This window comes from Microbacterium sp. KUDC0406, assembly GCF_021582875.1.
Lineage (GTDB): Bacteria > Actinomycetota > Actinomycetes > Actinomycetales > Microbacteriaceae > Microbacterium.
Genome location: NZ_CP091138.1, coordinates 3,398,166 through 3,422,447, shown reverse-complemented (window position 1 = coordinate 3,422,447; position 24,282 = coordinate 3,398,166). Strand labels below are relative to the sequence as shown.

The 24,282-nt window shown below is 70.6% G+C and carries 21 protein-coding genes and 1 pseudogene; 10 read left to right on the top strand and 12 right to left on the bottom strand.

Going from position 1 to position 24,282, the window contains the following annotated elements; all coding sequences use genetic code 11:
- Window positions 1-25 precede the first annotated feature (25 nt).
- Genes L2X99_RS16825 through L2X99_RS16810 form a run of 4 tightly spaced genes read left to right on the top strand, consistent with a single transcriptional unit; the run spans window position 26 to window position 4,592 of the window.
- Window positions 26-2,047 (top strand): acetyl/propionyl/methylcrotonyl-CoA carboxylase subunit alpha, encoded by a 2,022-nt coding sequence (locus tag L2X99_RS16825; protein ID WP_236135434.1) that lies wholly within the window; start codon window positions 26-28, stop codon window positions 2,045-2,047.
- A gap of 18 nt (window positions 2,048-2,065) precedes the next feature.
- Window positions 2,066-3,235, top strand: a complete 1,170-nt coding sequence (locus L2X99_RS16820) for an acyl-CoA dehydrogenase family protein (RefSeq protein ID WP_236125749.1) — start codon at window positions 2,066-2,068, stop codon at window positions 3,233-3,235.
- A gap of 5 nt (window positions 3,236-3,240) precedes the next feature.
- Window positions 3,241-3,777 carry a MaoC family dehydratase gene (locus L2X99_RS16815; RefSeq protein ID WP_236125750.1) on the top strand — a complete coding sequence of 179 codons (537 nt, stop codon included), beginning with the start codon at window positions 3,241-3,243 and terminating at the stop codon, window positions 3,775-3,777.
- On the top strand, window positions 3,774-4,592 hold the full coding sequence (locus L2X99_RS16810) for an HpcH/HpaI aldolase/citrate lyase family protein (protein ID WP_236125751.1): 819 nt from the start codon (window positions 3,774-3,776) through the stop codon (window positions 4,590-4,592). Before L2X99_RS16815 ends, L2X99_RS16810 begins: the two co-directional genes overlap by 4 nt.
- An 83-nt stretch (window positions 4,593-4,675) precedes the next feature.
- On the opposite strand, the gene L2X99_RS16805 is transcribed toward L2X99_RS16810, so the two are convergent.
- The 7 genes and pseudogenes from L2X99_RS16805 to L2X99_RS16775 form a co-directional block, all read right to left on the bottom strand.
- Complete coding sequence (locus L2X99_RS16805; RefSeq protein WP_236125752.1) at window positions 4,676-5,953, bottom strand: D-arabinono-1,4-lactone oxidase; 1,278 nt, start codon at window positions 5,951-5,953, stop codon at window positions 4,676-4,678.
- Between the two features lie 3 nt (window positions 5,954-5,956).
- Window positions 5,957-7,111 (bottom strand): ROK family transcriptional regulator, encoded by a 1,155-nt coding sequence (locus L2X99_RS16800; RefSeq protein WP_236125753.1) that lies wholly within the window; start codon window positions 7,109-7,111, stop codon window positions 5,957-5,959.
- Between the two features lie 52 nt (window positions 7,112-7,163).
- Entirely contained in the window at window positions 7,164-8,711 is a 1,548-nt protein-coding gene (locus tag L2X99_RS16795; RefSeq protein WP_236125754.1) for a glycoside hydrolase family 43 protein, read from the bottom strand.
- Window positions 8,708-11,094: pseudogene (locus tag L2X99_RS16790) on the bottom strand (beta-glucosidase family protein). The gene L2X99_RS16795 and the pseudogene L2X99_RS16790 overlap by 4 nt, the downstream one beginning before the upstream one ends.
- A 38-nt stretch (window positions 11,095-11,132) precedes the next feature.
- The gene (locus L2X99_RS16785) at window positions 11,133-12,026 is read right to left on the bottom strand and encodes a carbohydrate ABC transporter permease (protein ID WP_442923464.1); all 894 of its coding nucleotides are present in this window, start codon (window positions 12,024-12,026) and stop codon (window positions 11,133-11,135) included.
- Window positions 12,023-13,039: a carbohydrate ABC transporter permease gene (locus L2X99_RS16780; protein ID WP_442923463.1), complete on the bottom strand. Its 1,017-nt coding sequence runs from the start codon at window positions 13,037-13,039 to the stop codon at window positions 12,023-12,025. The genes L2X99_RS16785 and L2X99_RS16780 overlap by 4 nt, the downstream gene beginning before the upstream one ends.
- An 8-nt stretch (window positions 13,040-13,047) precedes the next feature.
- Window positions 13,048-14,340 carry an extracellular solute-binding protein gene (locus L2X99_RS16775; protein WP_236125757.1) on the bottom strand — a complete coding sequence of 431 codons (1,293 nt, stop codon included), beginning with the start codon at window positions 14,338-14,340 and terminating at the stop codon, window positions 13,048-13,050.
- A gap of 150 nt (window positions 14,341-14,490) precedes the next feature.
- Between L2X99_RS16775 and L2X99_RS16770 the strand changes: the two genes are divergently transcribed.
- From L2X99_RS16770 to xylB, 3 genes are all read left to right on the top strand, one after another.
- A complete protein-coding gene (locus L2X99_RS16770; RefSeq protein WP_236135433.1) occupies window positions 14,491-15,489 on the top strand; it encodes a LacI family DNA-binding transcriptional regulator in 999 nt (332 codons plus the stop codon).
- Between the two features lie 76 nt (window positions 15,490-15,565).
- Window positions 15,566-16,756, top strand: coding sequence for a xylose isomerase (gene xylA, locus L2X99_RS16765; protein ID WP_236125758.1), 1,191 nt, complete (start codon window positions 15,566-15,568; stop codon window positions 16,754-16,756).
- A gap of 210 nt (window positions 16,757-16,966) precedes the next feature.
- Window positions 16,967-18,346 (top strand): xylulokinase, encoded by a 1,380-nt coding sequence (gene xylB, locus L2X99_RS16760; RefSeq protein WP_236135432.1) that lies wholly within the window; start codon window positions 16,967-16,969, stop codon window positions 18,344-18,346.
- 174 nt (window positions 18,347-18,520) lie between these two features.
- On the opposite strand, the gene prpB is transcribed toward xylB, so the two are convergent.
- From prpB to L2X99_RS16745, 3 genes are all read right to left on the bottom strand, one after another.
- Complete coding sequence (prpB, locus tag L2X99_RS16755; protein WP_236125759.1) at window positions 18,521-19,420, bottom strand: methylisocitrate lyase; 900 nt, start codon at window positions 19,418-19,420, stop codon at window positions 18,521-18,523.
- A 133-nt stretch (window positions 19,421-19,553) separates the two neighbouring features.
- Window positions 19,554-21,080: an MmgE/PrpD family protein gene (locus tag L2X99_RS16750; protein ID WP_236135431.1), complete on the bottom strand. Its 1,527-nt coding sequence runs from the start codon at window positions 21,078-21,080 to the stop codon at window positions 19,554-19,556.
- Window positions 21,077-21,814: a GntR family transcriptional regulator gene (locus L2X99_RS16745; RefSeq protein WP_236125760.1), complete on the bottom strand. Its 738-nt coding sequence runs from the start codon at window positions 21,812-21,814 to the stop codon at window positions 21,077-21,079. The genes L2X99_RS16750 and L2X99_RS16745 overlap by 4 nt, the downstream gene beginning before the upstream one ends.
- 101 nt (window positions 21,815-21,915) lie before the next feature.
- Here L2X99_RS16745 and L2X99_RS16740 point away from each other — a divergent pair, with 101 nt between their 5' ends.
- Window positions 21,916-22,371, top strand: a complete 456-nt coding sequence (locus tag L2X99_RS16740; protein ID WP_236125761.1) for an XRE family transcriptional regulator — start codon at window positions 21,916-21,918, stop codon at window positions 22,369-22,371.
- Entirely contained in the window at window positions 22,371-22,748 is a 378-nt protein-coding gene (locus L2X99_RS16735; protein ID WP_236125762.1) for a HepT-like ribonuclease domain-containing protein, read from the top strand. Before L2X99_RS16740 ends, L2X99_RS16735 begins: the two co-directional genes overlap by 1 nt.
- 3 nt (window positions 22,749-22,751) lie before the next feature.
- Here L2X99_RS16735 and L2X99_RS16730 read toward each other — a convergent pair whose 3' ends face one another.
- Both L2X99_RS16730 and L2X99_RS16725 read right to left on the bottom strand, forming a co-directional pair.
- Entirely contained in the window at window positions 22,752-23,504 is a 753-nt protein-coding gene (locus L2X99_RS16730; RefSeq protein ID WP_236135430.1) for an EamA family transporter, read from the bottom strand.
- Window positions 23,483-23,719: a hypothetical protein gene (locus tag L2X99_RS16725; protein ID WP_236135429.1), complete on the bottom strand. Its 237-nt coding sequence runs from the start codon at window positions 23,717-23,719 to the stop codon at window positions 23,483-23,485. The genes L2X99_RS16730 and L2X99_RS16725 overlap by 22 nt, the downstream gene beginning before the upstream one ends.
- A 101-nt stretch (window positions 23,720-23,820) precedes the next feature.
- Between L2X99_RS16725 and L2X99_RS16720 the strand changes: the two genes are divergently transcribed.
- Entirely contained in the window at window positions 23,821-24,252 is a 432-nt protein-coding gene (locus L2X99_RS16720) for a hypothetical protein (RefSeq protein WP_236125764.1), read from the top strand.
- Window positions 24,253-24,282: the final 30 nt, after the last annotated feature.

Below are 24,282 nucleotides of genomic sequence, written 5' to 3'. Positions count from 1 at the left end.
TGAGCCTGTCGAAGGGTTCGACACGGTGCTCGTCGCGAACCGCGGCGAGATCGCGCGCCGGGTGATCCGCACGCTGCGACGCCTCGGCATCCGCTCGGTCGCGGTGTACAGCGACGCCGACGTCACCGCCCCGCACGTCGCGGAGGCGGACGAGGCGGTGCGGATCGGGCCGGCCGCGGCCGCCGAGTCGTACCTTTCCATCGAGGCCGTCATCGACGCGGCGAAGGCCACAGGCGCGCAGGCGATCCACCCCGGCTACGGTTTCCTCTCCGAGAACGCGGCGTTCGGGCACGCCTGCGCCGAGGCCGGCATCGTGTTCATCGGGCCAGACGAGCGGGCGCTCGACGTGATGGGCGACAAGATCCGCGCCAAGGCGCACGTCGCCGCACACGGCGTGCCGACGGTGCCCGGATTCAGCGCGGCCGGGATGTCGGATGAGGAGATCGCGGACGCCGCGGATGCCGCCGGCTATCCGCTGCTGATCAAGCCCTCCGCCGGCGGCGGCGGAAAGGGCATGCAGATCGTGCGCTCGGCCGCCGAGCTCGACGACGCGCTGGCGACCGCCCGCCGCGTGGCGCGGTCGTCGTTCGGAGACGACACCCTGCTGCTGGAGCGGCTGATCGAGCGCCCGCGGCACATCGAGGTGCAGGTGCTCGGCGACGCGGCAGGCACGGTGATCCACCTCGGCGAGCGCGAGTGCACCCTGCAGCGCCGACACCAGAAGGTGATCGAGGAGTCGCCGTCCCCCGTCATCGACGAGGAGACCAGGGCCCGCATCGGCGCGGCGGCCTGCGCGGCCGCAGCATCGATCGGCTACCAGGGCGCCGGCACTGTCGAGTTCCTCGTCGCCGGGTCCGACACCGGCGAGTTCTTCTTCATCGAGATGAACACGCGACTGCAGGTGGAGCATCCGGTCACCGAACTGGTCACCGGCATCGACCTCGTCGAGCAGCAGCTGCGCATCGCCGCGGGCCTGCCGCTGGAGATCGCGCAGGAGGACGTGCATCTGCAGGGACACGCGATCGAGGCGCGGGTGTACGCCGAGTCGCCGGCGCGCGGGTTCCTGCCCGCGACCGGCGAGGTGCTGCGCTGGACCCCGTCGCCTGACGCCCGGTCGGATGCCGCGGTCGAGACTGGCAGCGTCGTCACCGCCGACTACGACCCGATGATCGCCAAGGTCATCGCGCACGGATCGTCGCGCGAGGAGGCGCTGTCCCGGCTGGACACCGCACTCGCCGACACTGTGCTGCTCGGCGTGGAGAGCAACATCGCCTTCCTGCGCGCACTGCTCGCCGACCCCGGCGTGCAGGCCGGCGACATGGACACCGGGCTCATCGACCGGATGCCGCCGTTCCAGGACCCCGCGCCGTCGCCCGCTGCGCTGCGCGGCGCGGCATCCGCTCTGCCGCCGATCGTGAACCGCACTCGTCCGCACGCCTCCCCGCTGTGGTGCTCCGGCGACGGCTGGCGGATGGGCGAGGTTTCCGTGCCGTGCACCGTCTGGTTCGAGACCGGGGACGGCGCGCTCGTCAGCACAGACCTCCCGCTGCTCCGGTCTCACTCGTTGCGGGCGCCCGGGCGGAACACCCGCAGCGATCGGGACCGGAACGAAGAGGGCGCCGCGTCCGTGGAGGTGAGGGCCGGGAGCCGGCTCGACGCCGCGCGGATCATCGGCTGGACCACACCTGCCGGGACCGCCGTCGCATGGGCACTGGACGGCACGATCTGGGTGCACACCGACGGCGTGGCATCCGCCCTGCTCCCGCTCAGCCGCCGCGAGGCGGCGGCGCACCGGCTCGCGAACCGGGAGCGCGCAGAGGGCGCGGCCGGCCCCGACCTGCGCGCGCCGATGCCGGGCGCCGTCACCGTCGTGCACGTGGCCGACGGCGACGCCGTCACCGCGGGGCAGCGCATCGTGACGATCGAGGCGATGAAGATGGAGCATCCGCTCCTCGCCCCGCACGACGGCATCGTCACACTGCACGCCACCGTGGGCGACCAGGTGAGCCGCGACCAGCTGCTCGCCGTCGTCACATCCGAATCCTGATCCCACGAGGAGAATCCCATGTCACTTGAGCTGACCGACGAGGAGCGCGAGCTCCGCGCGATGGTGCGTGACTTCGCCGACGAGGTCGTCGCCCCGCAGGCCTATGAGGCCGACCGCACCCACACGCTGAACCTCGATGTCGTGCGGCAGATGGGCGAGCTGGGTCTGTTCGGCCTGCCGTTCCCCGAGGAGGTCGGCGGTCAGGGCGGCGACTACTTCGCCCTCGGCCTCGCTCTCGAGCAGCTCGGCCGCGTCGACCAGTCGATCGCGATCACCCTCGAAGCGGGAGTCAGCCTCGGCGCCATGCCGGTCTTCCTGTTCGGCACCGAGCAGCAGAAGGCTGAGTACCTGCCCGACCTGCTCGCGGGCCAGGCGCTCGCCGGCTTCGGCCTGACCGAGCCGGAGGCCGGATCGGACGCCGGCGCCACCCGCACCACCGCCCGCCTGGAGGGCGGCGAGTGGGTGATCAACGGCAGCAAGCAGTTCATCACCAACTCCGGCACGGACATCACCCGGTTCGTCACCGTCACCGCGGTGACCGGTGCCCTTCGACAGGCTCAGGGACCGAGTGGGGAGAGGAAGGAGATCTCCACGATCATCGTGCCCAGCGGCACCCCCGGCTTCACCGTCGAACCCGCCTACGACAAGGTCGGCTGGCACGCCTCCGACACGCATCCGCTCACCTTCGCCGACGCCCGGGTGCCCGAGGGCAACCTGCTCGGCGAGCGCGGCCGCGGCTTCGCCGGCTTCCTGCAGATCCTCGACGAGGGCCGCATCGCGATCGCCGCCCTGTCGACCGGCGCCGCCGAGGGATGCCTCGAGGCATCCATCGACTACGCGAAGAAGCGCACGATCTTCGGCGAGCCGCTCGCCAGCCGGCAGAACGCGCAGTTCACGATCGCCCGGATGCAGGCGCGCGTGCACAACGCCCGCCTCGCCTGGCAGCACGCCGCACGCCTGCGCGGCGCCGGCAAGCCGTTCAAGACCGAGGCGGCGATCGCCAAGCTGACCGCGAGCGACGCCGCGATGGACAACGCCCGCGACGCCACGCAGATCTTCGGCGGCAACGGGTTCATGAACGAGTACCCGGTCGCGCGGCACTACCGCGACTCGAAGATCCTTGAGATCGGCGAGGGCACCAGTGAGGTGCAGCTGCTCGTGATCGCCCGGGCTCTCGGGGTAGCGTGACCGTCATGAGCACGGTGACCCAGCGCGGACTGTACTACGACGAGCTCGAGGAGGGCGTCAGCTACCAGCACACGCCCGGACGCACGGTCTCGGACGCCGACAACACGCTGTTCAGTGCGCTCACGATGAACCCGCAGGCCCTGCACGTGGATGCCGCGTACGCGGCGACCACCGAGTTCGGGCGTCCGCTAGTGAACTCGATGTGGACGCTGTCGACCATGGTCGGGCTGTCGGTCGGACACCTCACACAGGGAACGCTGATCGCGCAGCTGGGGCTCTCGGACATCGAGTTCCCGCATCCGCTCTTCGCCGGCGACACGCTGTCGGTGTCGACGACCGTCGTCTCGAAGCGCGAGTCGAAGTCCCGCCCCGGGCAGGGCATCGCCGTGCTCGCGCACGTCGGCGTGAACCAGGAGGGCACCGTGGTGGCGCGCGCCACACGCACCGCGCTGATGAAGATGAGCCCTCCGTCGGTCGTTGAGCCAGCGACGGTCGTTGAGCGAGCCGAAGGCGAGACGAAACGCAGAGACGAAACGCCATGACAGCCTTCACTCTCGGCCCTGCCCTGCTGTTCTGCCCGGCGGACCGCCCGGAACGCTATTCGAAGGCGGCCGAGCGATCGGATGCCGTGATCATCGACCTCGAGGACGCCGTCGCACCCGACGCGAAGGATGCTGCGCGCGCGGGCCTGATCGCGGGGGCAGCCGACCTCGACCCCGCGACCGTGATCGTGCGCGTCAATCCGATCGGCACCGCAGACCACGAGGCCGACCTCGACGCGATCGCCGAGACGCACTTCCGCACGCTGATGATCGCCAAGGCCGAGAGCGCCGACGCGATCGCGGATCTGCGCCCCGGCTACAACATCGTCGCGCTGTGCGAGACCGCGCGCGGGGTGCTCGAGGCGGAGCGTCTGGCCGCGGTCGACCGCGTCGTCGCGCTGATGTGGGGTGCGGAGGATCTGGTGGCGAGCCTCGGCGGCTCTTCGAGCCGGTTCCCGGACGGCCGGTACCGGGATGTCGCGCGCGCCGCGCGGTCCCGCGTGCTGCTGGCCTGCGGCGCCCACGGCAAGGCCGCGATCGACGCCGTGCACCTCGACATCTCCGATGCCGACGGGCTGCGCGCCGAGGCATCCGACGCCGTGACATCCGGGTTCGCAGCGACCGCGTGCATCCACCCGTCGCAGGTCGAGATCGTGCGCGCTGCGTACCTCCCGGCCGACGAGGAGATCGCCTGGGCGCGCCGCGTCATCGACGCGGCCACCGCCGAACGCGGCGTCTTCGCCTTCGAGGGCCGCATGGTCGACGAGCCGGTGCTGCGCCACGCCCGTGCGGTGCTGGGGCGCGCCCTCGCCTGACCTCCTCTCCGCTCCGGTCTCAACCGTTGCGGGTGTTTGGGGCCGAGACACCCGCAACCAGTGAGACCGGAGCAGGGCGAGGATCAGAAGCCGAGGCGTTCCAGGTACGGGTTCACGAAGCGGCGGTCCGGGTCGAGTTCTGCGCGCAGCGCCGCGAAGTCGTCCCAGCGGGCATAGCGGCGACGCACCTCGGCGCCGTCCAGCGTGAACACCTTGCCCCAGTGCGGGCGCGCCGTCGCCGGCAGCGCCGCCTCGAGATCTGGCAGCAGGGCACGTACCGCCGGCTCGTCGGGACGCCAGGTGAAGTGCAGGCCCACGACATCAGCGCCGTACGCGCCGCTCAGCCACAGCCGGTCGGCGGCGACCGTGCGGATCTCGTTCACCAGCAGCAGCGGAGAGATGCGGTCGGCCATACCGCGGACCGCCTCGATCGCGGCCACGGCGTCGCCGCGTGGCACGAGGTACTCGCTCTGCAGCTCAGCGCCGGCCGAAGGTGTGAACTCCAGCCGGAAGTGCGGCAGGCGCTGGTACCACGGACCGGGCACGCCGCCCTGTTCCGTGCAGGCCTCGGCGTCCACGCCGAGGATCGGATGCCGCTCGACCTCGGCCGGCACCGCGCCCAGCCGCGCCGGCAGGTCGCCGGCGAGATCATCGGCGCCGCGCTGCTTGATCCAGAGCTGATCGGCGTCATCGGTGCGCTGCCACGTCGTGAAGATGCTGACGCTCGTGCCGGCGGAGGTCACCGCGTCGAGGTCGCCGAGGATCGCATCCCAGCGCGGCCGTTCGTGCACGCGCTGGGCGACCTGGTAGGTCGGCTCGACGTCGAGTACCAGCTCCAGCACGGCGCCGAGCGCGCCGATGCCGACAACAGCACCGTCGAACCACGGATCTCCGCGGTGCAGCCGCAGCACCTCTCCAGATGCCGTGAGCAGCGTGAGCTCCCGCACCGCGGTCGCGAGCGAACCGATCGCATCGCCCGATCCGTGCGTGCCGGTGGCGACCGCGCCGGCGACGGAGATGTGCGGCAGTGAGGCCAGGTTGGCGAACGCCAGCCCTTCGGCTTCGAGCCACGGCGCGATGTCGCCGTAGCGCAGTCCGCCCGAGACGCGCACCGCGTCGCGCTCAGGACTGATCTCGCGCACCACGGGCATGCGGTCCAGGGCGATGAGGGCGCCGGTGGTGTCCGCGATGTCGTTGAAGCAGTGCCGTGTGCCCAGCGTCCGCACCGGTCCGCCCGACGTGATGAGCGCACGCACCTCGTCGGCTGTTCCCGGGTGCGCGACCGTGCCGCTGAAGCGGATGTTCCCGGCCCAGTTGCGCTCCTCGCCCATCGGGCGGCCTCCTTCGTCGTCGCGTGTCATCCCTCAGCCGAGCGGGTCGGACAGCAGCCCTGCCAGGGCGGCGTCCGCCGCCCCGATCAGCAGCCGATCTGCGCCCAGTGCCGCAGATGCCAGTTCGAGGCGCTCGGCAGAGGCGGCGAGCGCACGGGAGCGGACCTCATCGTCGAAGCCCTCCCGGTCGATGTCGCGGAGACTGCCGAGGAACCCTCCCAGCACGATCATCGACGGATTGAGCACGTTGACCGCGTTGCTCAGCGTGGCGACGAGGATGCGGCGCTGCCGACCGGCCTCGGTCAGAGCGTCTTCCGATGCGGTGAGCGCGCGTTCCAGCTCGGCGTCGTCGGGTGCGGTGAGGCCGGCGGCGTGGACCAGGCGCGCCCGGTTGACCTCGTCCTCGAGCACGCCGCCCTCGACGCGGCGGTCCGCGGCATCCGTCAGGCTGGCGGCCGTCTGGCCCCATTCCCCGGCATATCCGCCCTCACCGCCGATGAGCAGGCCGTGCAGCACGAGCCCGCCGCCGATGCCGCTGGCGCCGCCGTTCAGATACACCACGTCACCGTGTTCGCGTGCGGCACCGAACAGCCGCTCCGCACGGGTGCCGTACGAGGCGTCGTTGCCCACGACGACCGGCAGATCGAGCGCTTCCCCGAGCGGACCGGCGATGTCGGCGTCGTGCCACCGCAGATGCGGGGCGAAGCGCACCAGCCCGTCCTCGGCGCGCACCAGGCCCGGCACGGCGACGCCCACGCCGACGATGCGGCAGCCGCGCAGCACATCCGCCGTCCAGCCCTCGAGGGTGCGCGCCACGATGCGGACGACCTCGGCGACATCCGGATCGCTGACCGGGATGCGCTCGCGGACACGGACAGTGCCGCCCAATGACACCGCGCCGATCTCGACCGCGTCGATCTCGGGGTTCACTCCGATGGCGACCACGTCGGGACTCGGCGCCACGATCGGCGAAGGGCGACCGACGCGGCGGGTCGGGTCCGGCTCCTGCTCGCGCACGAGACCGGCGCCCGCGAGCCGGGCGACCAGGTCGGACACCGTCGACCGGTTCAGTCCGGTCTCGGCGGTGATCACGGCGCGCGAGCGCGGTCCGCCGTGATGCACCAGTCGCAGCACCTCGGCGAGGTTGGTGCGCCGCACCCCCTCGACGGTCGTCGCCCGCTCGCTCATCGTCCCAGGCTACCGATCCCGGTCCCGTCCACCGGCTCGTATGCGAAGCGGGTCACGCGCACCTCGCCCCGGGCGCAGGGCCGTCTCCGCTCGCGTGCACGCCGATCCAGATGCCGAGGAAGCCGCCGGTCGCCACGGCGTCGAGCTCACGCCCGTCGGCCGAACCGAGGATGCGCCCCTCGTGCTCGAACAGGTACTCGTATCCGCGCACCCGCAGCACGAGTTCGACGCTCGGTCCCGCCGTGATCGCCGCCTCTGCACCTTCCTGCAGGATGCCGGCGCGGCGACGCACCACGCTGAGGACGTCGCCGTCGGCGCACCTGCTCACCTGGAGCACCACGTGATCTCGCTCGGACTGGCGCACGACGAGTCCCGCGCGCTCCCCGACGGCCAGACCGGAGAGGTCCAGCGTGCAGCGCACGTCGACATCGGAGTGCTGCTGGCGGATCCCGAGGAAGGCCGGGGCTGCGGCATCCTGCAGCGTCGTCGGGCGCACCGGCATCCGCCAGGTTCCCGCGTCGATCCGCGCGATCTCGGCGGGCAGCGCGCGCAGCGCGGTCCACCGCGGATCGCCGGGCGGGACCTCGCCCGCGCGACGGCCGTCGGGCTGCCAGGTGCCCGCCGCGGGCGCTGTCGTGGCCCACGGCGCGGTGACGCGATCCGGCACCCGGCCCGCGCCAGGAGCGAGCACGGGCCAGCCGTCCTGCCAGTCGACCGGGCACAGGAACGTCTCCCGCCCGAGCGGGTAGTGGACGCCGTCGGCGGTGCGCATGCCGAGCAGCACCGCGTGCCAGGAGCCTCCCGGAGCCTGCACCAGATCGGCGTGGCCGACGCCGATCACACCGGGACCGCGACCGAGGTTCCGGTGCGTGAGCACCGGGTTGGCGGGGTTCGGCGTGTACGGGCCGGTGACGTGCTCGGCGCGCGCGGAGGTCACGGCGTGATGGAACTCCGTGCCGCCCTCCGCGGCGATGAGGTGCCAGCGCCCGTCGATCCGGTACAGGTGCGGTCCTTCGGCCCACACCGCTCCGCGCACGGCGCCGCGCCAGATGACGTGCTCCTCGCCGACGAGAGCACGCTGCGCCGGCGAGTACTCGCGCACCCAGACCTCGGTCTGCTGCGGCCACTCGGGATCGGCGGCGAGGCGGGTGCCGTGCATCCACACCCTGCCGTCGTCGTCGAAGGCGAGCGAGGGGTCGATGCCGTCCGCGTGCAGCGCGATCGGGTCGCTCCAGGGGCCGGCCGGGTCGTCCGCGGTGACGAGGAAATCGCCGCCGCGGGCCGGGTCGTCCCGGTCCACCAGCGTGCAGACCACCCAGAACAGCCCGAGCCCGTGCCGGATGGTCGGTGCGTACAGTCCGCCCGACGATCCGATGCCGTCGAAGTCGAGCATGCCCGGCCGATCGATGACGTGCCCGATCGTCTCCCAGTTCAGCAGGTCGCGGGAGCGCAGCACCGGCAGCCCGGGAAGATACTCGAACGTGGATGTCACCAGGTAGTACCACTCCCCGGCCCGGCAGATCGACGGGTCGGGGTGGCATCCGGGCAGTATCGGATTGCGGATGCCGATCGGCTCCGCTGCGCGAACCGGGGCCGTCACTCGACCGACACCGTCACGAGCCGGGCATCAGCTCCCGTCACCTCGTGCAGTCCCCCGGTGAGCCGCACAGTCGCGGCCGCCGTCGCAGCCCCGGGGAGGGTGCGCTCGGCACGGGGCCGTTCGTTGGAGATCGCGCCGCCCGTGACGTCGGCGGGATCGGATGCCGGCGGCTTCGCCTCGGCGTGCGCCCCGACCCACACTCGCACCTCACCGGGCTCGACGACACGCGTGAGACCGCGATCGCTGAAGGCGAAGCGCGCGGCCGGCACGTCGAAGCGCACCCGGCGGCTCTCCCCGGTGCCAGCTGGACCCGGGCGTAGCCGAGCAGCTGCGCGACCGGCCGCGTGACGGTGGCGACCGGGTCGCGCCCGTAGAGCTGCACGACGTCGGCGGCGGTCGTGTCACCGGTGTTGCGCACGGTGACAACCGCCGTGAACCGTCCGCTCGTGGACGCCTCCGACGACACCTCGAGATCCTCGTACGCGAAGGTCGTGTAGCTCAGGCCGAATCCGAACGGCCGCAGCGGCGTGGGATCGGTGGAGGTCACGTCGGACGGGCCGCCGAGCGGCGGGTGCAGGTAGCTGTACGGCTGCGAGCCGGACGAGCGGGGCAGACTCACCGGCATCCGCCCCGACGGCGCGGTCGCGCCGGTCAGCACGTCGACGATCGCCTCGCCGCCGGCCTCGCCGGGGAAGAACGCCTGCAGCACCGCCGCCGGGCGCGGGCCGTCGCCGTCCAGCGCCCAGTCGATCGCGTAGGGGCGGCCGGTGACCAGCACCATCACGACGGGGGTGCCGGTGGCGACCAGCGCCTCGACCAGCGCGCGCTGCACGCCGGGCAGTTCGAGCGACTCGACATCGTTGCCCTCTCCGACCGTGCCGCGGCCGAACAGCCCGGCCTGGTCACCTACGACGACCACGGCGATCTCAGCATCCGCCGCCGCCGCGACCGCCTGCGCGAAGCCGGAGCGGTCCTCGCCCTCGACCTCGCCGCCGGCGACGTGCACGATCCCGGCATCCGGCAGCGCGGTGGCGAGTGCCTCGCGCACGGTCGGGATGCGGAAGCCGAGCTCGTGGCCCGGGTGGTGCGCCAGCACATGATTGGCGAAGGAGTAGCAGCCCTGCAGGCCGGACGCCCGATCGGCGTTCGGGCCGATCAGGGCGATGCGCCGTGCGCCGGCCGTGAACGGCAGCGCGCCGTCGTTCGCGAGCAGCACGAGAGACTCCGCAGCGAGCCGGCGGGCCGCGGCGCGGTGCCGGGGCGTGTCGAGATCGATCTGCGCGGGGGGTTCGTCGGCGAACGCGTCGGACTCGAGCAGGCCCAGCTGCTCCTTCTGCGTCAGCACCCGGGTGACCGCACGATCGAGATACGCCTCGTCGAGCAGACCGGCGTGAACGCGTTCGACCAGCGGCGCGAGGAAGGCGTCACCCGAGGGCAGCTCCACATCGATGCCCGCGGTCAGCGCCAGCGCCGCGGCCTCACCACGGTCGGCGGCGACCGCATGCATGACCTCGAGGAAGGCGACCGCGAAGTAGTCGGCCACCACCACGCCATCGAAGCCGAGGCGCTCGCGCAGCAGTCCGGTCAGCAGTGCCGGATCGGAGGCCACGGGGAGTCCGTCGATCTCGGCATAGCTGTTCATCACGCCGCGCGCTGCGCCGTCACGGATCGCCATCTCGAACGGCGGCAGGAAGACGTCGGCCACCTCGCGCGGGCCTGCTGACACCGGCGCGTGGTTGCGACCGGCGCGCGAGCCCGAATAGCCCAGGAAGTGCTTCAGGGTGGCGTGCACACCCGCGGACTGCAGTCCCTGCACATAGGCGGTGCCCACCGTGCCGACCAGGTAGGGGTCCTCGCCGATGCACTCGTCGACGCGGCCCCACCGGGGGTCGCGGACGACGTCGAGCACCGGAGCCAGGCCCTGATGGATGCCGAGAGCGCGCATCGACTCGCCGATCAGCGCGCCCATCTCGGCCACGAGCTCGGGGTCGAAGGAGGCACCCCAGGCCAGCGGCGTGGGGAACGTCGCCGCCTTCCAGGCCGCGAGGCCGGTCAGGCACTCCTCGTGCACCAGTGCGGGGATGCCGAGCCGGGTCTCGCTGCGCAGCCGGCGCTGCTCCTGCCACAGCCAGGCCGCGCGCTCCACGGGGTCGACCGGCCGGGTGCCGTACACGCGGGTGTAATGGCCGATGCCGTGCCGGGTGATCTCGGCGAGCGCACCGTCTGACCGTGCCATCTCGTTCTGCAGAGGAGCCACGACCTCACCGCCCTGGTCGAGCCAGTAGCCCACCAGCTGCGCGGCCTTCTCCTCCAGCGTCATCTCGGCCAGCAGCGCACGCACGCGCGGCGACGCGGCCGGGAAGGCGGGGATCTCGGAAGTCATGGCGAAGATCTCCGTGGTCGTACCGGGCAAGGTCGTCATCACCCCTTCACCGCTCCGGTCAGACCGCCGACGATGCGGCGCTCGAACAGGCTGAAGAACACCAGCGCCGGGAGCATCGAGAGCGAGGTGTACGCGAGCACCTTGGCCGTGTCGACCGAGTACTGCGAGGCGAAGTTCTGCACGCCCAGCGGCAGGGTGAACAGGTTCTGGTCGGCCAGGATGAACAGCGGCAGCATGTACCCGTTCCACGCGCCGACGAAGGCGAGGATGCCGACGGTGATCACCCCGGGCAGGCTCAGCGGGATCACCATCCGCCAGAAGAAGCCCAGGCGCGAAGCGCCGTCGATGGCCGCCGCCTCCTCGAGCTCGTCGGGGATCGCCTTCAGGAACGGCACCAGGATGATGATGGTGACGGGCAGGGCGAACGCGATCTGCGGCAGGATGATGCCGGCCAGGCTGTTCACCAGCCCGAGGTTGCGGATCAGCAGGTACAGCGGCGTGATCGCGACGGTGATGGGGAACATCAGTCCGGCGGCGAAGACGGCGTACATCAGACCCTTGCCGCCGAAGTCGTACCGGGCGATGACGTAGCTCGCCATCACGCCCAGCACCACCGCGCCGACGGTCGTGCCGACCGCCGAGATCGTGGAGTTCAGCATCGCCGTCCAGAACTCGCTGCTGGAGAGCACGGAGCCGTAGTTGTCCAGCTCCCACGGGCTGGGCCAGCCGGACGGATCGAGGGTGATCTGCGAGTTGCTGCGGAAGCCGCCGATGATCACGTAGAGCACCGGCGTGATGCAGATGGCGATCAGCACGACGGCGAGCAGGTACACGCCGGGGCTGCCCCAGCGCAGTCTGGGCTTGTCGCTCCGGCGGCCGCGTCGGCCCACGGCGCGGATCGCGACGGATGTCTTCAGGGTGTCGGTGCTCACTTGCGGCCCTTCCTGCGCGCGGGTCCCGTCAGCGCGCCCTCTGTGTCGCGCCGCAGCACGAAGCGCTGATAGATCAGGGCGACGACGAGTGAGATGAGGAACAGCATCACCGCGACGGCGTTGCCGAAGCCGTAGTTCCCCGCCAGATGGCCGTTCTGGTACATGTACGTGGCCATGGTCGAGGTGCCCGCGGTCGCCGCGATGTACTGGCCCCAGATGATGTTCACCAGGTCGAACAGCTGCAGCGCGCCGATGATCGACAGGAACGCCCAGATGCGGATGGTCGGCCCGAGCAGCGGCAGCGTGATGCTCCACTGCATCTTCCAGAAGCCGGCGCCGTCGATCGCGGCCGCCTCGTAGAGCTCCTCCGGGATGGACTGCATGCCGGCGAGCATGAGGATCACTGCGAACCCGAGGTACTTCCAGGTGAGGATGATCATCAGCGACCAGATGGCGATGGCGGGATCGGCGATCCAGGACTGCTGGAGGGCGCCGAGGCCGATCTTCTCGAGCAGGGAGTTCAGCGCACCGGCATCCTGCAGCATCAGGCTCCAGCCGATGCCGACGACGACCTCGGCGATGACGTAGGGGGTGAAGATCAGCACGCGGATCAGCGACTGGCCGCGGATCTTCTGGTTCAGCAGCAGGGCGAACAGGATCGCGATGGGCCCCTGCATCACCAGCGACAGCACCACGATGATGAAGTTGTGCGACACGGCGGCGCGGAACGTCTCGTCCTGCCACATCAGCACGTAGTTGTCGAGACCGACGAACTCGGTCGGCCAGCCGTAGCCGTTCCACTTGAAGAAGCCGTAGAAACCGGCCATGAGCACCGGGAAGATGACGAACCCGAGGAACAGCAGCAGGGCGGGCCCGGAGAGCAGGGCGATCTCGCCGCGCTTGCGCCAGTCCGCCCGCGGCGCCCGGCGCACCGGGGTCGGCGTGCTGCCGGCCCCGGTGCGGTCGTCACCCTCGGTCACGGTGGGAGCCGCGGGAGACTGAGCGTGCGACATGGTGCGGATCAGCCCCTCGCCGCAGCGGCGCTGACCGTCTCGATCAGCTTCTCGGGCGTGCCCTGACCGGCGAGCATCTCGACGACGCTGGTGTTCAACGCGTTGCCGACGTTCTGGCCGAGCGCGGTGTCGAGCCACAGCGAGACGTACGGAGCCTTCTGGTACGCGGCCATCAGCGGCTTCAGCGACGGGTCGGTCACCGCGCCCACGGCATCCTGGTTGGCCGGGATGGTCTGGAACGCGACCGCGTACTTCTCCTGCCACTCCTTCGACGAGACGAAGTTGAGGAACTCCTCGCACGCCTTCGGGGAGTCCTTCGAGCAGGAGTACCCGTCGACGCCGCCCATCATCGCGCCGGGGGTGCCGTCACCACCATCCACCTCGGGGAACGGGAACCAGCCCAGGTCGGCGAGCGGCTTCTTGTCGGGCGTCAGGCTCGCGATGACACCCACGTCCCAGGCGCCCATGAGCTCCATGGCGGCCTTGTGGTTGGCGACCAGTCCGGCGGACGAGTTCGCGCCCTGCTGCGCCGAGGTGGTGAGGAAGCCCTTGTTGAACGGCTCGATCTGGGCGAAGTCGTCGAGGTTCTCGGCCGCGGTGAGCCAGCACTCATCGCTGAAATCCGCCTCGGTGGCGAGGTTCTCGATCACGTCCTGCCCGCAGGAGCGCAAGGCGAAGAAGTAGTACCAGTGCGCAGCCGGCCAGGCGTCCTTCGCGCCGAGGGCGATCGGCGAGATGCCCTCGGCCTTGAGCTTGGCGACGGCGGCACCGAGATCGTCGATCGTGGTCGGCTCGTCGGCGATTCCCGCCTGCTCGAACAGGTCCTGGCTGTAGAACATGCCGCCGGGCAGCACGGCACTGGGCATGCCGTACACCTTGCCGTCGACGGTGAACGCGCTGAACGGCGCATCGCCGAACGACTTCTTCACGTCGGGATCGATCAGGCCGGTCAGTTCCTTCACCTTGCCGGCGCTGACGATGTCGGCGAGCTTGGCGCCGCCTCGAGCCATGAAGATGTCCGGCATGTCTCCGGAGTTGACGGCGGTCTGCAGCTTGCCGTCCATGTCCTCGTTCTGGATGGAGGTGACCTTGATCGTCACGTCCGGGTTCTCCTTGTGGAACGCGGCGGCGGCGTCATCCCAGTACTGCTTGCCGTCACCGGTGGTGGAGTTGTGCCACATCGTCATCGTGGTCTTGCCACCCGCATCCGCATCGCCGGAACCGCCGGAACAGGCGGTCAGGCCGAGCGTTCCGAGCGCGGCGACGGCTGCTGCGGCAGCCCAGGCCTTGCGTGCCTTCATGCTGTGTCTCTCCTCATCATCGAGTGGGTGCAGCGCAGCGACACCAATTTGTTGTTGACTGCACCGAATGGGAACGTCGGCAACTCTGCCACTTCGACACAGTCATGTCAATCGTTATCGATATCGTTTTCGTTACTTAGGATAGACCTCATGACGGGGCGGATCACCATCACCGATGTAGCCCAGGCGGCCGGCGTCTCCGTGGCGACGGTGTCGAAGGCGATAAACAGGCGGGACGGCGTCTCGCGCGCCACGCTCGCGCGCGTCATGCAGGTCGTGGACGACCTCGGCTACGAGAGCTCCCTCGTCGCGACGTCCATGCGGCGCAGCCGCTCGAACGTGATCGGCGTCCTCGTCGCCGAGTTCGAGCCCTTCGCCCTGCAGCTCCTGCGCGGCGTCTCGTCGGAGCTTCAGGGCACCCGTTTCGACGTGCTCGCCTACGCGGGCAGCGTCTCAGCCGGTGAGCACCGGGGATGGGAGCGCCGCTCGCTGTCACGCCTGGGCGGCACGCTGATCGACGGTGCGATCATCGTGACGCCGACCTCCACCCCCACCGACAGCCCCGTGCCGATCGTCGCCATCGACCCGCACGCGGATGCCGACGGCCCGGCGACGGTGAGCGTGATCAACGTCGATGGCGCCCGGGCCGCCACCGAGCACCTGATCTCTCTGGGGCACCGCCGCATCGGGCATCTGCGCGGCCGCACGGATCTGGTCTCGGCACAGCAGCGCGAGCAGGGCTATCGCGAGGCGCTCGAAGCGGCCGGCATCCGATTCGATCCCACGCTCGTCGCCGACGGCGGATACCGCGCAGCGGACTCCACCGACGGAGCGCACGAGCTGCTCGCCCGGGAAGACCGTCCGACCGCGGTCTTCGCCGCCAACGACCTCTCCGCGATCGAGCTGATCCGAGTCGCGCACGAGTGCGGGCTGCGGGTGCCGGAGGACCTGTCGGTGATCGGTTTCGACGACGTGCCGGAGGCGTCCGCGCACGTGCCGCAGCTGACCACCGTGCGCCAGCCCCTGACCGAGATGGGGGCCGCGGCCGTGCAGCTGCTGCTGCGGATGCTGGACGGCGGCGAGCGCGAGCATGTGCGCATGCCGGCAGTGCTCATCCCTCGTGAGTCCACCGCGCCACCGCAGACCTGAGACGTTGCATCCCCACGTTCTCCCTGATATGTTCTGCCCTACAACATTTCATTGACGGCGCTGAAGGCGGATCATCATGGCACTCACCCCCACCAAGGCGGACAGGTTCTCGTTCGGCCTCTGGACCATCGGCTACAACGGCACCGACCCGTTCGGCGGCCCGACCCGGCCCGCCCTCGACGTGGTGCACGCCGTCGAGCGACTCGCCGAGCTGGGCGCCTACGGTCTGACCTTCCACGACGACGACCTGTTCGCGTTCGGGTCGACCGACGCCGAGCGGCAGCACCAGATCGACCGGCTCAAGGGCGCCCTGGCCGACACCGGCCTCGTCGTGCCGATGGTCACCACCAACCTGTTCAGCGCGCCGGTGTTCAAGGACGGCGGATTCACCTCGAACGACCGGCAGGTGCGCCGCTTCGCGCTGCGCAAGGTCTTCCGGCAGCTCGACCTGGGTGCCGAGCTCGGCGCGAAGACGTTCGTGATGTGGGGTGGCCGCGAGGGCGCCGAGTACGACTCGGCCAAGGACGTGCGCGCGGCACTGGAGCGCTACCGCGAGGCCGTGAACCTGCTGGGCGATTACGTCACCGACAAGGGCTACGACATCCGCTTCGCCATCGAGCCGAAGCCGAACGAGCCGCGCGGCGACATCCTACTGCCCACACTCGGCCACGCCCTGGCGTTCATCGACTCGCTGGAGCGCCCGGAGCTGGTCGGGCTGAACCCCGAGGTCGGTCACGAGCAGATGGCGGGCCTGAACTTCGCCGCCGGCATCGCTCAGGCGCTGTACCACGGCAAGCTGTTCCACATCGACCTGAACGGCCAGCGCGGCATCAAGTACGACCAGGACCTGGTGTTCGGTCACGGCGACCTGCACAACGCGTTCGCACTGGTCGACCTGCTCGAGAACGGCGGGCCGAACGGCACGCCCGCCTACGACGGTCCCCGGCACTTCGACTACAAGCCCAGCCGCACCGAGGACGAGACCGGGGTCTGGGACTCCGCAGCCGCCAACATGCGCACCTACCTGCTGCTGAAGGAGCGCGCTGCCGCGTTCCGCGCCGACCCGGAGGTGCAGGAGGCGCTGCAGGCCGCGAAGGTGGCCGAACTGTCGCAGCCCACTCTGAACGAGGGCGAGACCTACGACGACCTGCTCGCCGATCGCAGCGCCTACGAGGACTTCGACGCCGACGCCTACCTGGGCGGCGAGGGCTTCGGCTTCGTGCGCCTGCAGCAGCTGGCGACCGAGCACCTGCTCGGCGCCCGCTGACCGGCGAACCGAGTCCGCACGGAAGCCCGGGTTCGGCGTGAACCCTCGACTTCCGCACGAGACCACCGTCCTACGCGGGGATCTCGCGCGGAAGTCGCGGGTTCGCGCAGGAGTCGCGGGTTCGCGCGCAAGTCGCAGGCTCGCGCGCAAGTCGCGGGCTCGCGCGCAAGTCGCGGGCTCACGCAGAAGACAGATGAGAGGATGCCGCGCATGGCACAGGTGCTGGGAGTCGACTCGTCGACGCAGTCGTGCAAGGTCGTGGTGCGCGACAGCGCCACGGGCGCCGTCGTGCGCAGCGGCCGGGCGCCGCATCCGGACGGCACCGAAGTCGACCCCGAAGCCTGGTGGGACGCCCTCCAGCAGGCACTCGCTCAGGCCGGCGGACTGGACGGCGTCGCGGCCGTCTCGATCGCCGGACAGCAGCACGGCCTCGTGGCGCTGGACGCCGAGGGCCGGGTGATCCGGCCGGCCCTGCTCTGGAACGACACCAGGTCTTCGGGCGCCGCCGCCGACCTCGTCGACGAGCTGGGCGCGGCGGAGTTCAGCACCCGCACCGGCGTGGTGCCCGTCGCGTCCTTCACCGTCACCAAGCTGCGCTGGCTCGCCGACCACGAACCCGACAACGCCGCCCGCATCGCCGCCATCGCACTGCCGCACGACTGGCTGACCTGGCGGCTGCGCGGCTTCGGCCCGGATGCACCACGCCTCGACGAGCTGGTCACGGATCGATCGGATGCCAGCGGCACCGGGTACTGGGGCGCGGACGGCTACGACCGCGACATCCTCTCGCTCGCGCTGCGCCGGGACGCGGCGGAGATCGTGCTGCCACGCGTGCTCGGCCCCGCCGAGTCGGTCGCCGGGCCGGGCTTCGTCGTCGCGCCCGGCGCCGGCGACAACGCCGGCGCCGCCCTCGGTCTCGGCGCTCGCAGCGGAGATGCGGTGGTGTCGATCGGCACGTCGGGCACCGTGTTCGCCGTGACGGATGCCCCGGTGCACGACGTCGGCGGCACGGTCGCCGGGTTCGCGGATGCCGCGGGCGGCTGGCTCCCGCTGATCGCCACGCTCAATGCGGCGCGCGTGCTGGACACCACCGCCGCCCTCCTCGGCGTCGACCACACGGGCCTCAGCGAGCTGGCGCTGGTCGCAGAACCCGGCGCGGCCGGACTGGTGCTGCAGCCCTGGTTCGAGGGCGAGCGCACCCCGAACCTGCCCGACGCCACCGCGACGCTGTTCGGCATGACCCTGTCGAGCACCACCCGGGAGAACCTCGCCCGCGCGACCGTCGAGGGAGTGCTCTGCGGCCTGGCCGAGGGGCTCGACGCCATCCGTGCGCACGGGGTCGCTCCCACGCGCATCCTGCTCATCGGCGGTGCGGCGCAGAGCCCTGCGGTGCGGACGATCGCCGCGCAGGTCTTCGACCTGCCCGTCGTCGTGCCCGAGCCGCAGGAGTACGTGGCGCTCGGCGCGGCCGCTCAGGCGGTCTGGGCGCTCACCGGATCGCGCCCGGTCTGGGGCGAGAACCGCTCGGATGCCGAGCCGGGAGAGTCCGTCCCCGGCATCCGATCCCAGTACGCCGCGCGCCTGCCCTGACCGGAGCTTTCTCCAGCTCCGGTCTCAGCGGATGCGGGTGTCAACCCGAAGACACCCACAACGAGTGAGACCGGAACTCGAGGAGACCAGACCTCAATCAGCTCCGGTCTCAACCGATGCGGGTGCCCAGACCGGAAGCACCCACAACGAGTGAGACCGGAGCAGGGGAAAGGGTCAGCGCTCGATGGTGAAGTTGAAGACGCCCTGATCGAAGTGGTTGTACCGCTCGTAGTCGATCAGGTCGTACAGATCGGCCCTGTGCTGCATCTCACCGAGCTTCGACGTGAGGTGTCCCTCGTCGATCAGCGTGTCCAGCGCGCGATCCGCGGCGCCCATCGCGATCCGCAGCAGCGAGACCGGCCAGATCACCAGGTTCACGCCCGCGTCGCGCAGCTGGTCGACCGAGAACAGGTCGCTCTTGCCGAACTCGGTCATGTTGGCGAGGATCGGCACGTCCAGGGCCTTCGCCATCGCCTCGAACTCGCTCAGGTCGCGCATCGCCTCGGGGAAGATCGCGTCGGCACCCGCGTCAACCAGTGCCTTGGCGCGGTCGATCGCCGCATCCAGTCCCTCGACGGCACGGATGTCGGTGCGCGCCATGATCAGGAAGTTCGGGTCGCGCCGGGCATCCGCTGCCGCGCGGATGCGCTTGACCGCGGTGTCCTGGTCGACCACGGCCTTGCCGTCGAGGTGGCCGCAGCGCTTCGGGTTGACCTGATCCTCGATGTGCGTGCCGGCAAGGCCCGCATCCTCGAGCTCCTGGATCGTGCGGGCCACGTTCATCGGCTCACCGAAGCCGGTGTCGGCGTCGACGATCGCGGGCAGGTCGGTCATCCGGGCGATCTGCTTCGCCCGGCCCGCGACCTCGGTGAGCGTGGTCAGGCCGATGTCGGGCAGGCCGAGGTCGGCCGACAGCACGGCACCCGAGATGTAGACGCCCTCGAAGCCCCTGCGCTCGATGAGCCGGGCGGAGAGCGGGTTGAACGCGCCGGGGAATCGCAGCAGCTCACCAGATGCGAGCCGTTCGCGGAACAGACGGCGCTTCTCGGCTGGGGTGGTGGTGGAGTACAGCATCAGAACTTTCCTCTCAGCTGAGGGCGTTTCGTCTCTGCGTTTCGTCTCGCTTCGCTCGCTCAACGACCCGGAGTTCAGCAACCCGGTCGTTGAGCGAGGAGCGAAGCGACGAGACGAAACGCGGCGGGGTGGGTCAGAACAGTCCGGCGGGCGCCGGGGCGGCCTCGAGCAGGCCGGGCTTGGCGATGATGCTCAGCTCGGCGACCTCGGCCGCGGTGAGCTCGGGCAGACGCTGGACGAGCTCCAGGAACCGCTCGATCTCGGCCGGCTCGAGCACGGGCTCTGCCAGCATCCGGAACTTGGCGACGTAGTTCGCGCGAGCGAACGGACGAGCGCCGAGCGGGTGCGCGTCGGCGACCGCGATCTCATCGGTCAGCGTGGTGCCGTCGGCGAGCGTGATCTCCACGCGTCCGCCGAACGCCTTCTCGGAGATGTCGGCCGTGTGGTAGCGACGCGTCCACTCCGGATCCTCGGTGGTGGTGATCTTCTGCCACAGTGCGACGGTGTCGGGGCGCGCCGCGCGCTCGGGCAGGTACGAGTCGACGTGGTGCCAGGCGCCGTCCTGCAGCGCGACCGCGAAGATGTACGGCACGGAGTGGTCGAGCGTCTCCCGCGACGCGGTCGGGTCGTACTTCTGCGGGTCGTTGGCGCCGGAGCCGATCACGTTGTGCGTGTGGTGGCTCGTGTGGATGACGATCGACGCGACGTTCGCCGGGTTGATCAGCTCGGGATGCTCGCCGTGCAGCTTGCGCGCCAGGTCGATCAGCGCCTGCGCCTGGTACTCGGCGGAGTGCTCCTTCGTGTAGGTGTCGAGGATGGCGCGTTTGGCCTCACCTGATGCGGGGAGCGGCACGTCGTACGATGCATCCTTGCCGTCGAGCATCCAGGCGATCACGCCGTCCTCGCCCTCGTAGATCGGCGAGGGCGAGGTCTGTCCGCGCATCGCGCGGTCGACGGCCTCGACGGCCATCTTGCCGGCGAAGGCGGGGGCGTGCGCCTTCCACGTGGAGATCTCGCCCTTGCGGCTCTGCCGGGTGGCGGTGGTGGTGTGCAGCGCCTGGCCGACGGCCTGGTAGATGGTCTCGGCATCGAGGCCGAGCAGGGTGCCGATGCCGGCCGCGGCCGACGGACCGAGGTGCGCGACGTGGTCGATCTTGTGCTTGTGCAGCGAGATCGCCTTCACGAGGTCCACCTGGATCTCGTAGCCCGTGGCGATGCCCCGGACGAGCGCGCGGCCGTCCTTGCCGCAGTGCTGCGCGACCGCGAGGATCGGCGGGATGTTGTCGCCGGGGTGCGAGTACTCCGCGGCGAGGAAGGTGTCGTGGTAGTCGAGCTCGCGCACGGCGACCCCGTTCGCCCACGCCGCCCACTCCGGGCTGGTGCGGTGGTCGAGCGCGGCGCCGAACACCGTCGCTCCTGCGCCACCGGTCGAGACCGGGTGGCTGAACGCCTGCGCGCGGGCGGCGTTGATGGGCCCGCGGGTGAGGGATGCCGCCGCCACCGACGCGTTGTCGATGATGCGGTTGATGATCATGTCGACGACTTCGGGCTCGACCTCGACCGGGTCGACGGCGACCTCGGCGATCTTCCAGGCCAGCTGCTCCGTGCGGGGCAGGTCCTCTTCGGAGCGGTACACGCGGACGTGATGGGTGACGGTCATGGGGTTCCTCTTCCCGTGGTCGTTGAGCGAGCGATGGTCGTTGAGCGAGCGACCGTCGTTGAGCGAGCGATGGTCGTTGAGCGAGCGAAGCGAGACGAAACGCCCTCAGAATCCAAGGACTCGAGGATGCTGGTGAGCGCGTTGTGCAGGTGCACGTGCGTGGCATGGGCGGCGAGGTCGCCGTCGCGCGACGCCAGCGCACGGGCGATGGTCAGGTGCTCGGCGGCGGATGCCGCGAGCCGCTCCGGCTTGTCGCGCGCCATCCGCCGCACCCGCACCAGGTGCGTGCGCACGGTGCGCAGCGCAGAGCTCAGGTAGTCATTGGCGACGGCCGCGTCGAGCGCGGCGTCGAGCCGCGCGATCAGAGCGTAGTACGCGTCGCGACCGGCGACGCGCGACAGGTCGACGTCGGCGAACTCGGATGCCAGGGCAGCGAAGGCGTCCGCGTCGCCGCGCTCGGCGGCGAGGCGCGCGGTGGTCTCCTCGAGGGCGCGGCGGATCTCGAACAGCGCGCGGATGTCGGCGGCGTCGATACCGGCGACCACGGTGACGCGCGGCGACTGCTGCACGACGAGCCCTTCGGCCACCAGACGGCGCAGTGCCTCACGCATCGGCGTGCGGCTCACGCCGATGCGTGCCGCCTGATCGACCTCGCCGAGCACGGTACCTGCCGGCAGCGTGCCGGACTGGATGTCCTCCAGCAGCTCGGCGTAGGCACGGTCACTCGCTCGCATGACCTCATTGTATACATAAAGGGTGGTCTGCACCCGAGACCGACCAGCAGAGCTCAAGAGCGTATACAGAGCGCGAAACTCAGCGAGGTATACTGATATACATGCGTGATCTTCGGGCGATGCGCCTCGCCGCCGGCCTGACACAGGCAGAACTCGCCCAGCGCGTCGGCACTGCACGCCCGAACATCGCCGCCTACGAGTCGGGGGCGAAGACGCCCTCGCCGGAGCTGCGGGAGCGACTCGAGCGCGCCATGCGCCCGCGACCGAGTCAAGCGCTCGCCGGCCGGGAGGCCGAGGTGACCGAGATCGCCGCGCGATACGGTGCAGTGCGCGTGCGGGTGTTCGGGTCCGCCGCGAAAGGACGCGACACCCCGGAGTCCGACCTGGACCTGCTCGTCGATCTCGCTCCGCGCACATCGTTCTACGCGGTCTCGGCGATGGAGGATGAGCTCGCGGCGCTGCTCGACGTGGAGGTCGAAGTGGTCTCGGCTCGCACCGCGACCGATGAGATGACGGGCTCCGCGATCGATCTGCCGATGCCGCAGAGAGTCGCCTGATGCCGGCACGTCAGGAACAGGAGGCCGAGCGAGCCGCACGGGTTCCGCAGAACCTTGCATCGATCCGGTCCCACCTGAGCGAGTGCATCGACATCGCCGGACGCGGGGAGGTGGCGTTCTTCGGACCCGACTTCGTCAACCGCTACGCGGCCTACGCCGCACTCATCCAGGCGGGAAATGCCGCGAAGGACCTTCCCGATGCGTTCCGCCAGGCACATCCCGAGGTGAACTGGCGAGCGCTCATGCGCACCCGTGACAAGGTCGGTCACATCTACGGGGACAGCATCGACTGGGAGATCATCTGGGCCGCACTGATCGACGGCATTCCCCGTGATCTCGAGGCGATCACCGCGCTGCGCGACGCCCTGCTGCGCTGACGGCTACTCGTCCACCTGCTCCGGCAGCGGCTCCACCAGCTCCGGTGTCTGCGGTTCGCCGAGCTTCACCATCACGACGCCGCCCAGCACCAGCGCGGCCCCGATCGCCTGCAGCACGTCGGGCAGCTGACCCAGCAGCAGCCAGCCGAAGAGCATCGCGGCCACCACTTCGGCGAGCGCGACGAACGAGGCCAGCCGCGATCCCAGCATCCGGGTCGAGACGATGCCGAGCACGTACGCGAGCGCGGCGGCGACGAGACCGATCGCGAGCACTGGCACGAACCAGGGCACGGTGCCGAATCGGTAGGCGATGTCGTCGGTGGTCCAGGCCATCGGCAGCACTCCGATCAGGCCCGCGAACGTGAGCCCGACGGCGCCGATCAGCAGGCCCAGCCCGGCGAGGGCGATCGGCGGGACTCCCGTGTCGCTGCGGGCGGAGAGCAGGAAGTACGCGGCGGCGCCCACCATGGCGCCGAGCGCCCAGAGGATGCCGCCCAGGTCGAGCCGCGCACCGGTGACGATGTCGAGCATGAGCACCAGACCCACGAACGCGATCACCGCGCCGAGGATGCTGCGCGCGGAGGGTCGCTCGCCGCGGCGGATCCAGAGCCAGAGCACCACGGCCACCGGCGCGGTGTACTCGATGAGCAGGGCGATGCCGACATCCATCACCGCCACCGCCTGGAAGTAGAACAGCTGCGTGGCGGTGACCGCGAGCAGGCCGTAGGCGAGGATCATGCCCGCGTTGCGGCGCACCGCCCCCAGCGTCCGCGCAGGGCGAGGAGCGTGGGGATGAGCAGGGCGATCGCGCCCACCCAGACCCGCACGGTGACCGCGGCACCCGGAGTCCAGCCCGCGTCGATGAGTCCGCGGGCCCAGGCACCGGACATCCCGAACGAGAACGCGGCGCCGACGGCGATGATCAGGCCGAGCGCGGTGCGCCGGCTCGCGACGGAGGAAGGGGATGCCACGGCTCGACGCTACCGGGTCGCGAAGGCCGTCACACTCCCCGGCCCGCTCCGACACCCCCACGAGGATGTCGCGCGCAGCGCGACCGAGCCAGGAGGTACTCATGTCCGCATCTGCCGTCCCCTTCCGCACGTGGCGCATCGCGCTGCGCGCGGTGATCACCGCGCAGGCCGTGGTCGCGTTCGCGGCCGCGATCTCGGCGGGCGTGCTGCTGACGACCCGCTCGCACGTGCTGCACAGCGCGACCGCGTACTCGCTGTTCATCGTCGCCGTCCTGCATGTCCTGATCGCTTTGCTCGCCTGGCACCCCGGCGGCGGCACGGGCGGATCCGCACTGTCCGCCGCGGCGTTCTTCGTCGGCGTCTCGGCGCAGGTGGCGCTGGGGCTGCTGCATCTGACAGCTCTGCACGTGCCGCTCGGTGTGCTGCTCTTCGGCGCGTCCGTGCTGCAGCTCGCCTGGGTCTGGGGGCGGCAGGGTCCCGGCAGGCGCCGATCGGGACGAAGGTCATCCCGCTCTCCGGCCGCCGGAGCATGACGCGCCGCGACATGAGCAGCGCGCACCTGC

What these genes read in the sequence shown, in the direction of transcription:
- L2X99_RS16820 (WP_236125749.1), top strand. Translation starts at nt 2,066, where the DNA reads ATGTCACTTGAGCTGACCGACGAGGAGCGCGAGCTCCGCGCGATGGTG.
- L2X99_RS16815 (WP_236125750.1), top strand. Translation starts at nt 3,241, where the DNA reads ATGAGCACGGTGACCCAGCGCGGACTGTACTACGACGAGCTCGAGGAG.
- L2X99_RS16810 (WP_236125751.1), top strand. Translation starts at nt 3,774, where the DNA reads ATGACAGCCTTCACTCTCGGCCCTGCCCTGCTGTTCTGCCCGGCGGAC.
- L2X99_RS16805 (WP_236125752.1), bottom strand. Translation starts at nt 5,953, where the DNA reads ATGACACGCGACGACGAAGGAGGCCGCCCGATGGGCGAGGAGCGCAAC.
- L2X99_RS16800 (WP_236125753.1), bottom strand. Translation starts at nt 7,111, where the DNA reads ATGAGCGAGCGGGCGACGACCGTCGAGGGGGTGCGGCGCACCAACCTC.
- L2X99_RS16780 (WP_442923463.1), bottom strand. Translation starts at nt 13,039, where the DNA reads ATGTCGCACGCTCAGTCTCCCGCGGCTCCCACCGTGACCGAGGGTGAC.
- L2X99_RS16775 (WP_236125757.1), bottom strand. Translation starts at nt 14,340, where the DNA reads ATGAAGGCACGCAAGGCCTGGGCTGCCGCAGCAGCCGTCGCCGCGCTC.
- L2X99_RS16770 (WP_236135433.1), top strand. Translation starts at nt 14,491, where the DNA reads ATGACGGGGCGGATCACCATCACCGATGTAGCCCAGGCGGCCGGCGTC.
- xylA (WP_236125758.1), top strand. Translation starts at nt 15,566, where the DNA reads ATGGCACTCACCCCCACCAAGGCGGACAGGTTCTCGTTCGGCCTCTGG.
- xylB (WP_236135432.1), top strand. Translation starts at nt 16,967, where the DNA reads ATGGCACAGGTGCTGGGAGTCGACTCGTCGACGCAGTCGTGCAAGGTC.
- prpB (WP_236125759.1), bottom strand. Translation starts at nt 19,420, where the DNA reads ATGCTGTACTCCACCACCACCCCAGCCGAGAAGCGCCGTCTGTTCCGC.
- L2X99_RS16750 (WP_236135431.1), bottom strand. Translation starts at nt 21,080, where the DNA reads ATGACCGTCACCCATCACGTCCGCGTGTACCGCTCCGAAGAGGACCTG.
- L2X99_RS16745 (WP_236125760.1), bottom strand. Translation starts at nt 21,814, where the DNA reads ATGCGAGCGAGTGACCGTGCCTACGCCGAGCTGCTGGAGGACATCCAG.
- L2X99_RS16740 (WP_236125761.1), top strand. Translation starts at nt 21,916, where the DNA reads ATGCGTGATCTTCGGGCGATGCGCCTCGCCGCCGGCCTGACACAGGCA.
- L2X99_RS16735 (WP_236125762.1), top strand. Translation starts at nt 22,371, where the DNA reads ATGCCGGCACGTCAGGAACAGGAGGCCGAGCGAGCCGCACGGGTTCCG.
- L2X99_RS16720 (WP_236125764.1), top strand. Translation starts at nt 23,821, where the DNA reads ATGTCCGCATCTGCCGTCCCCTTCCGCACGTGGCGCATCGCGCTGCGC.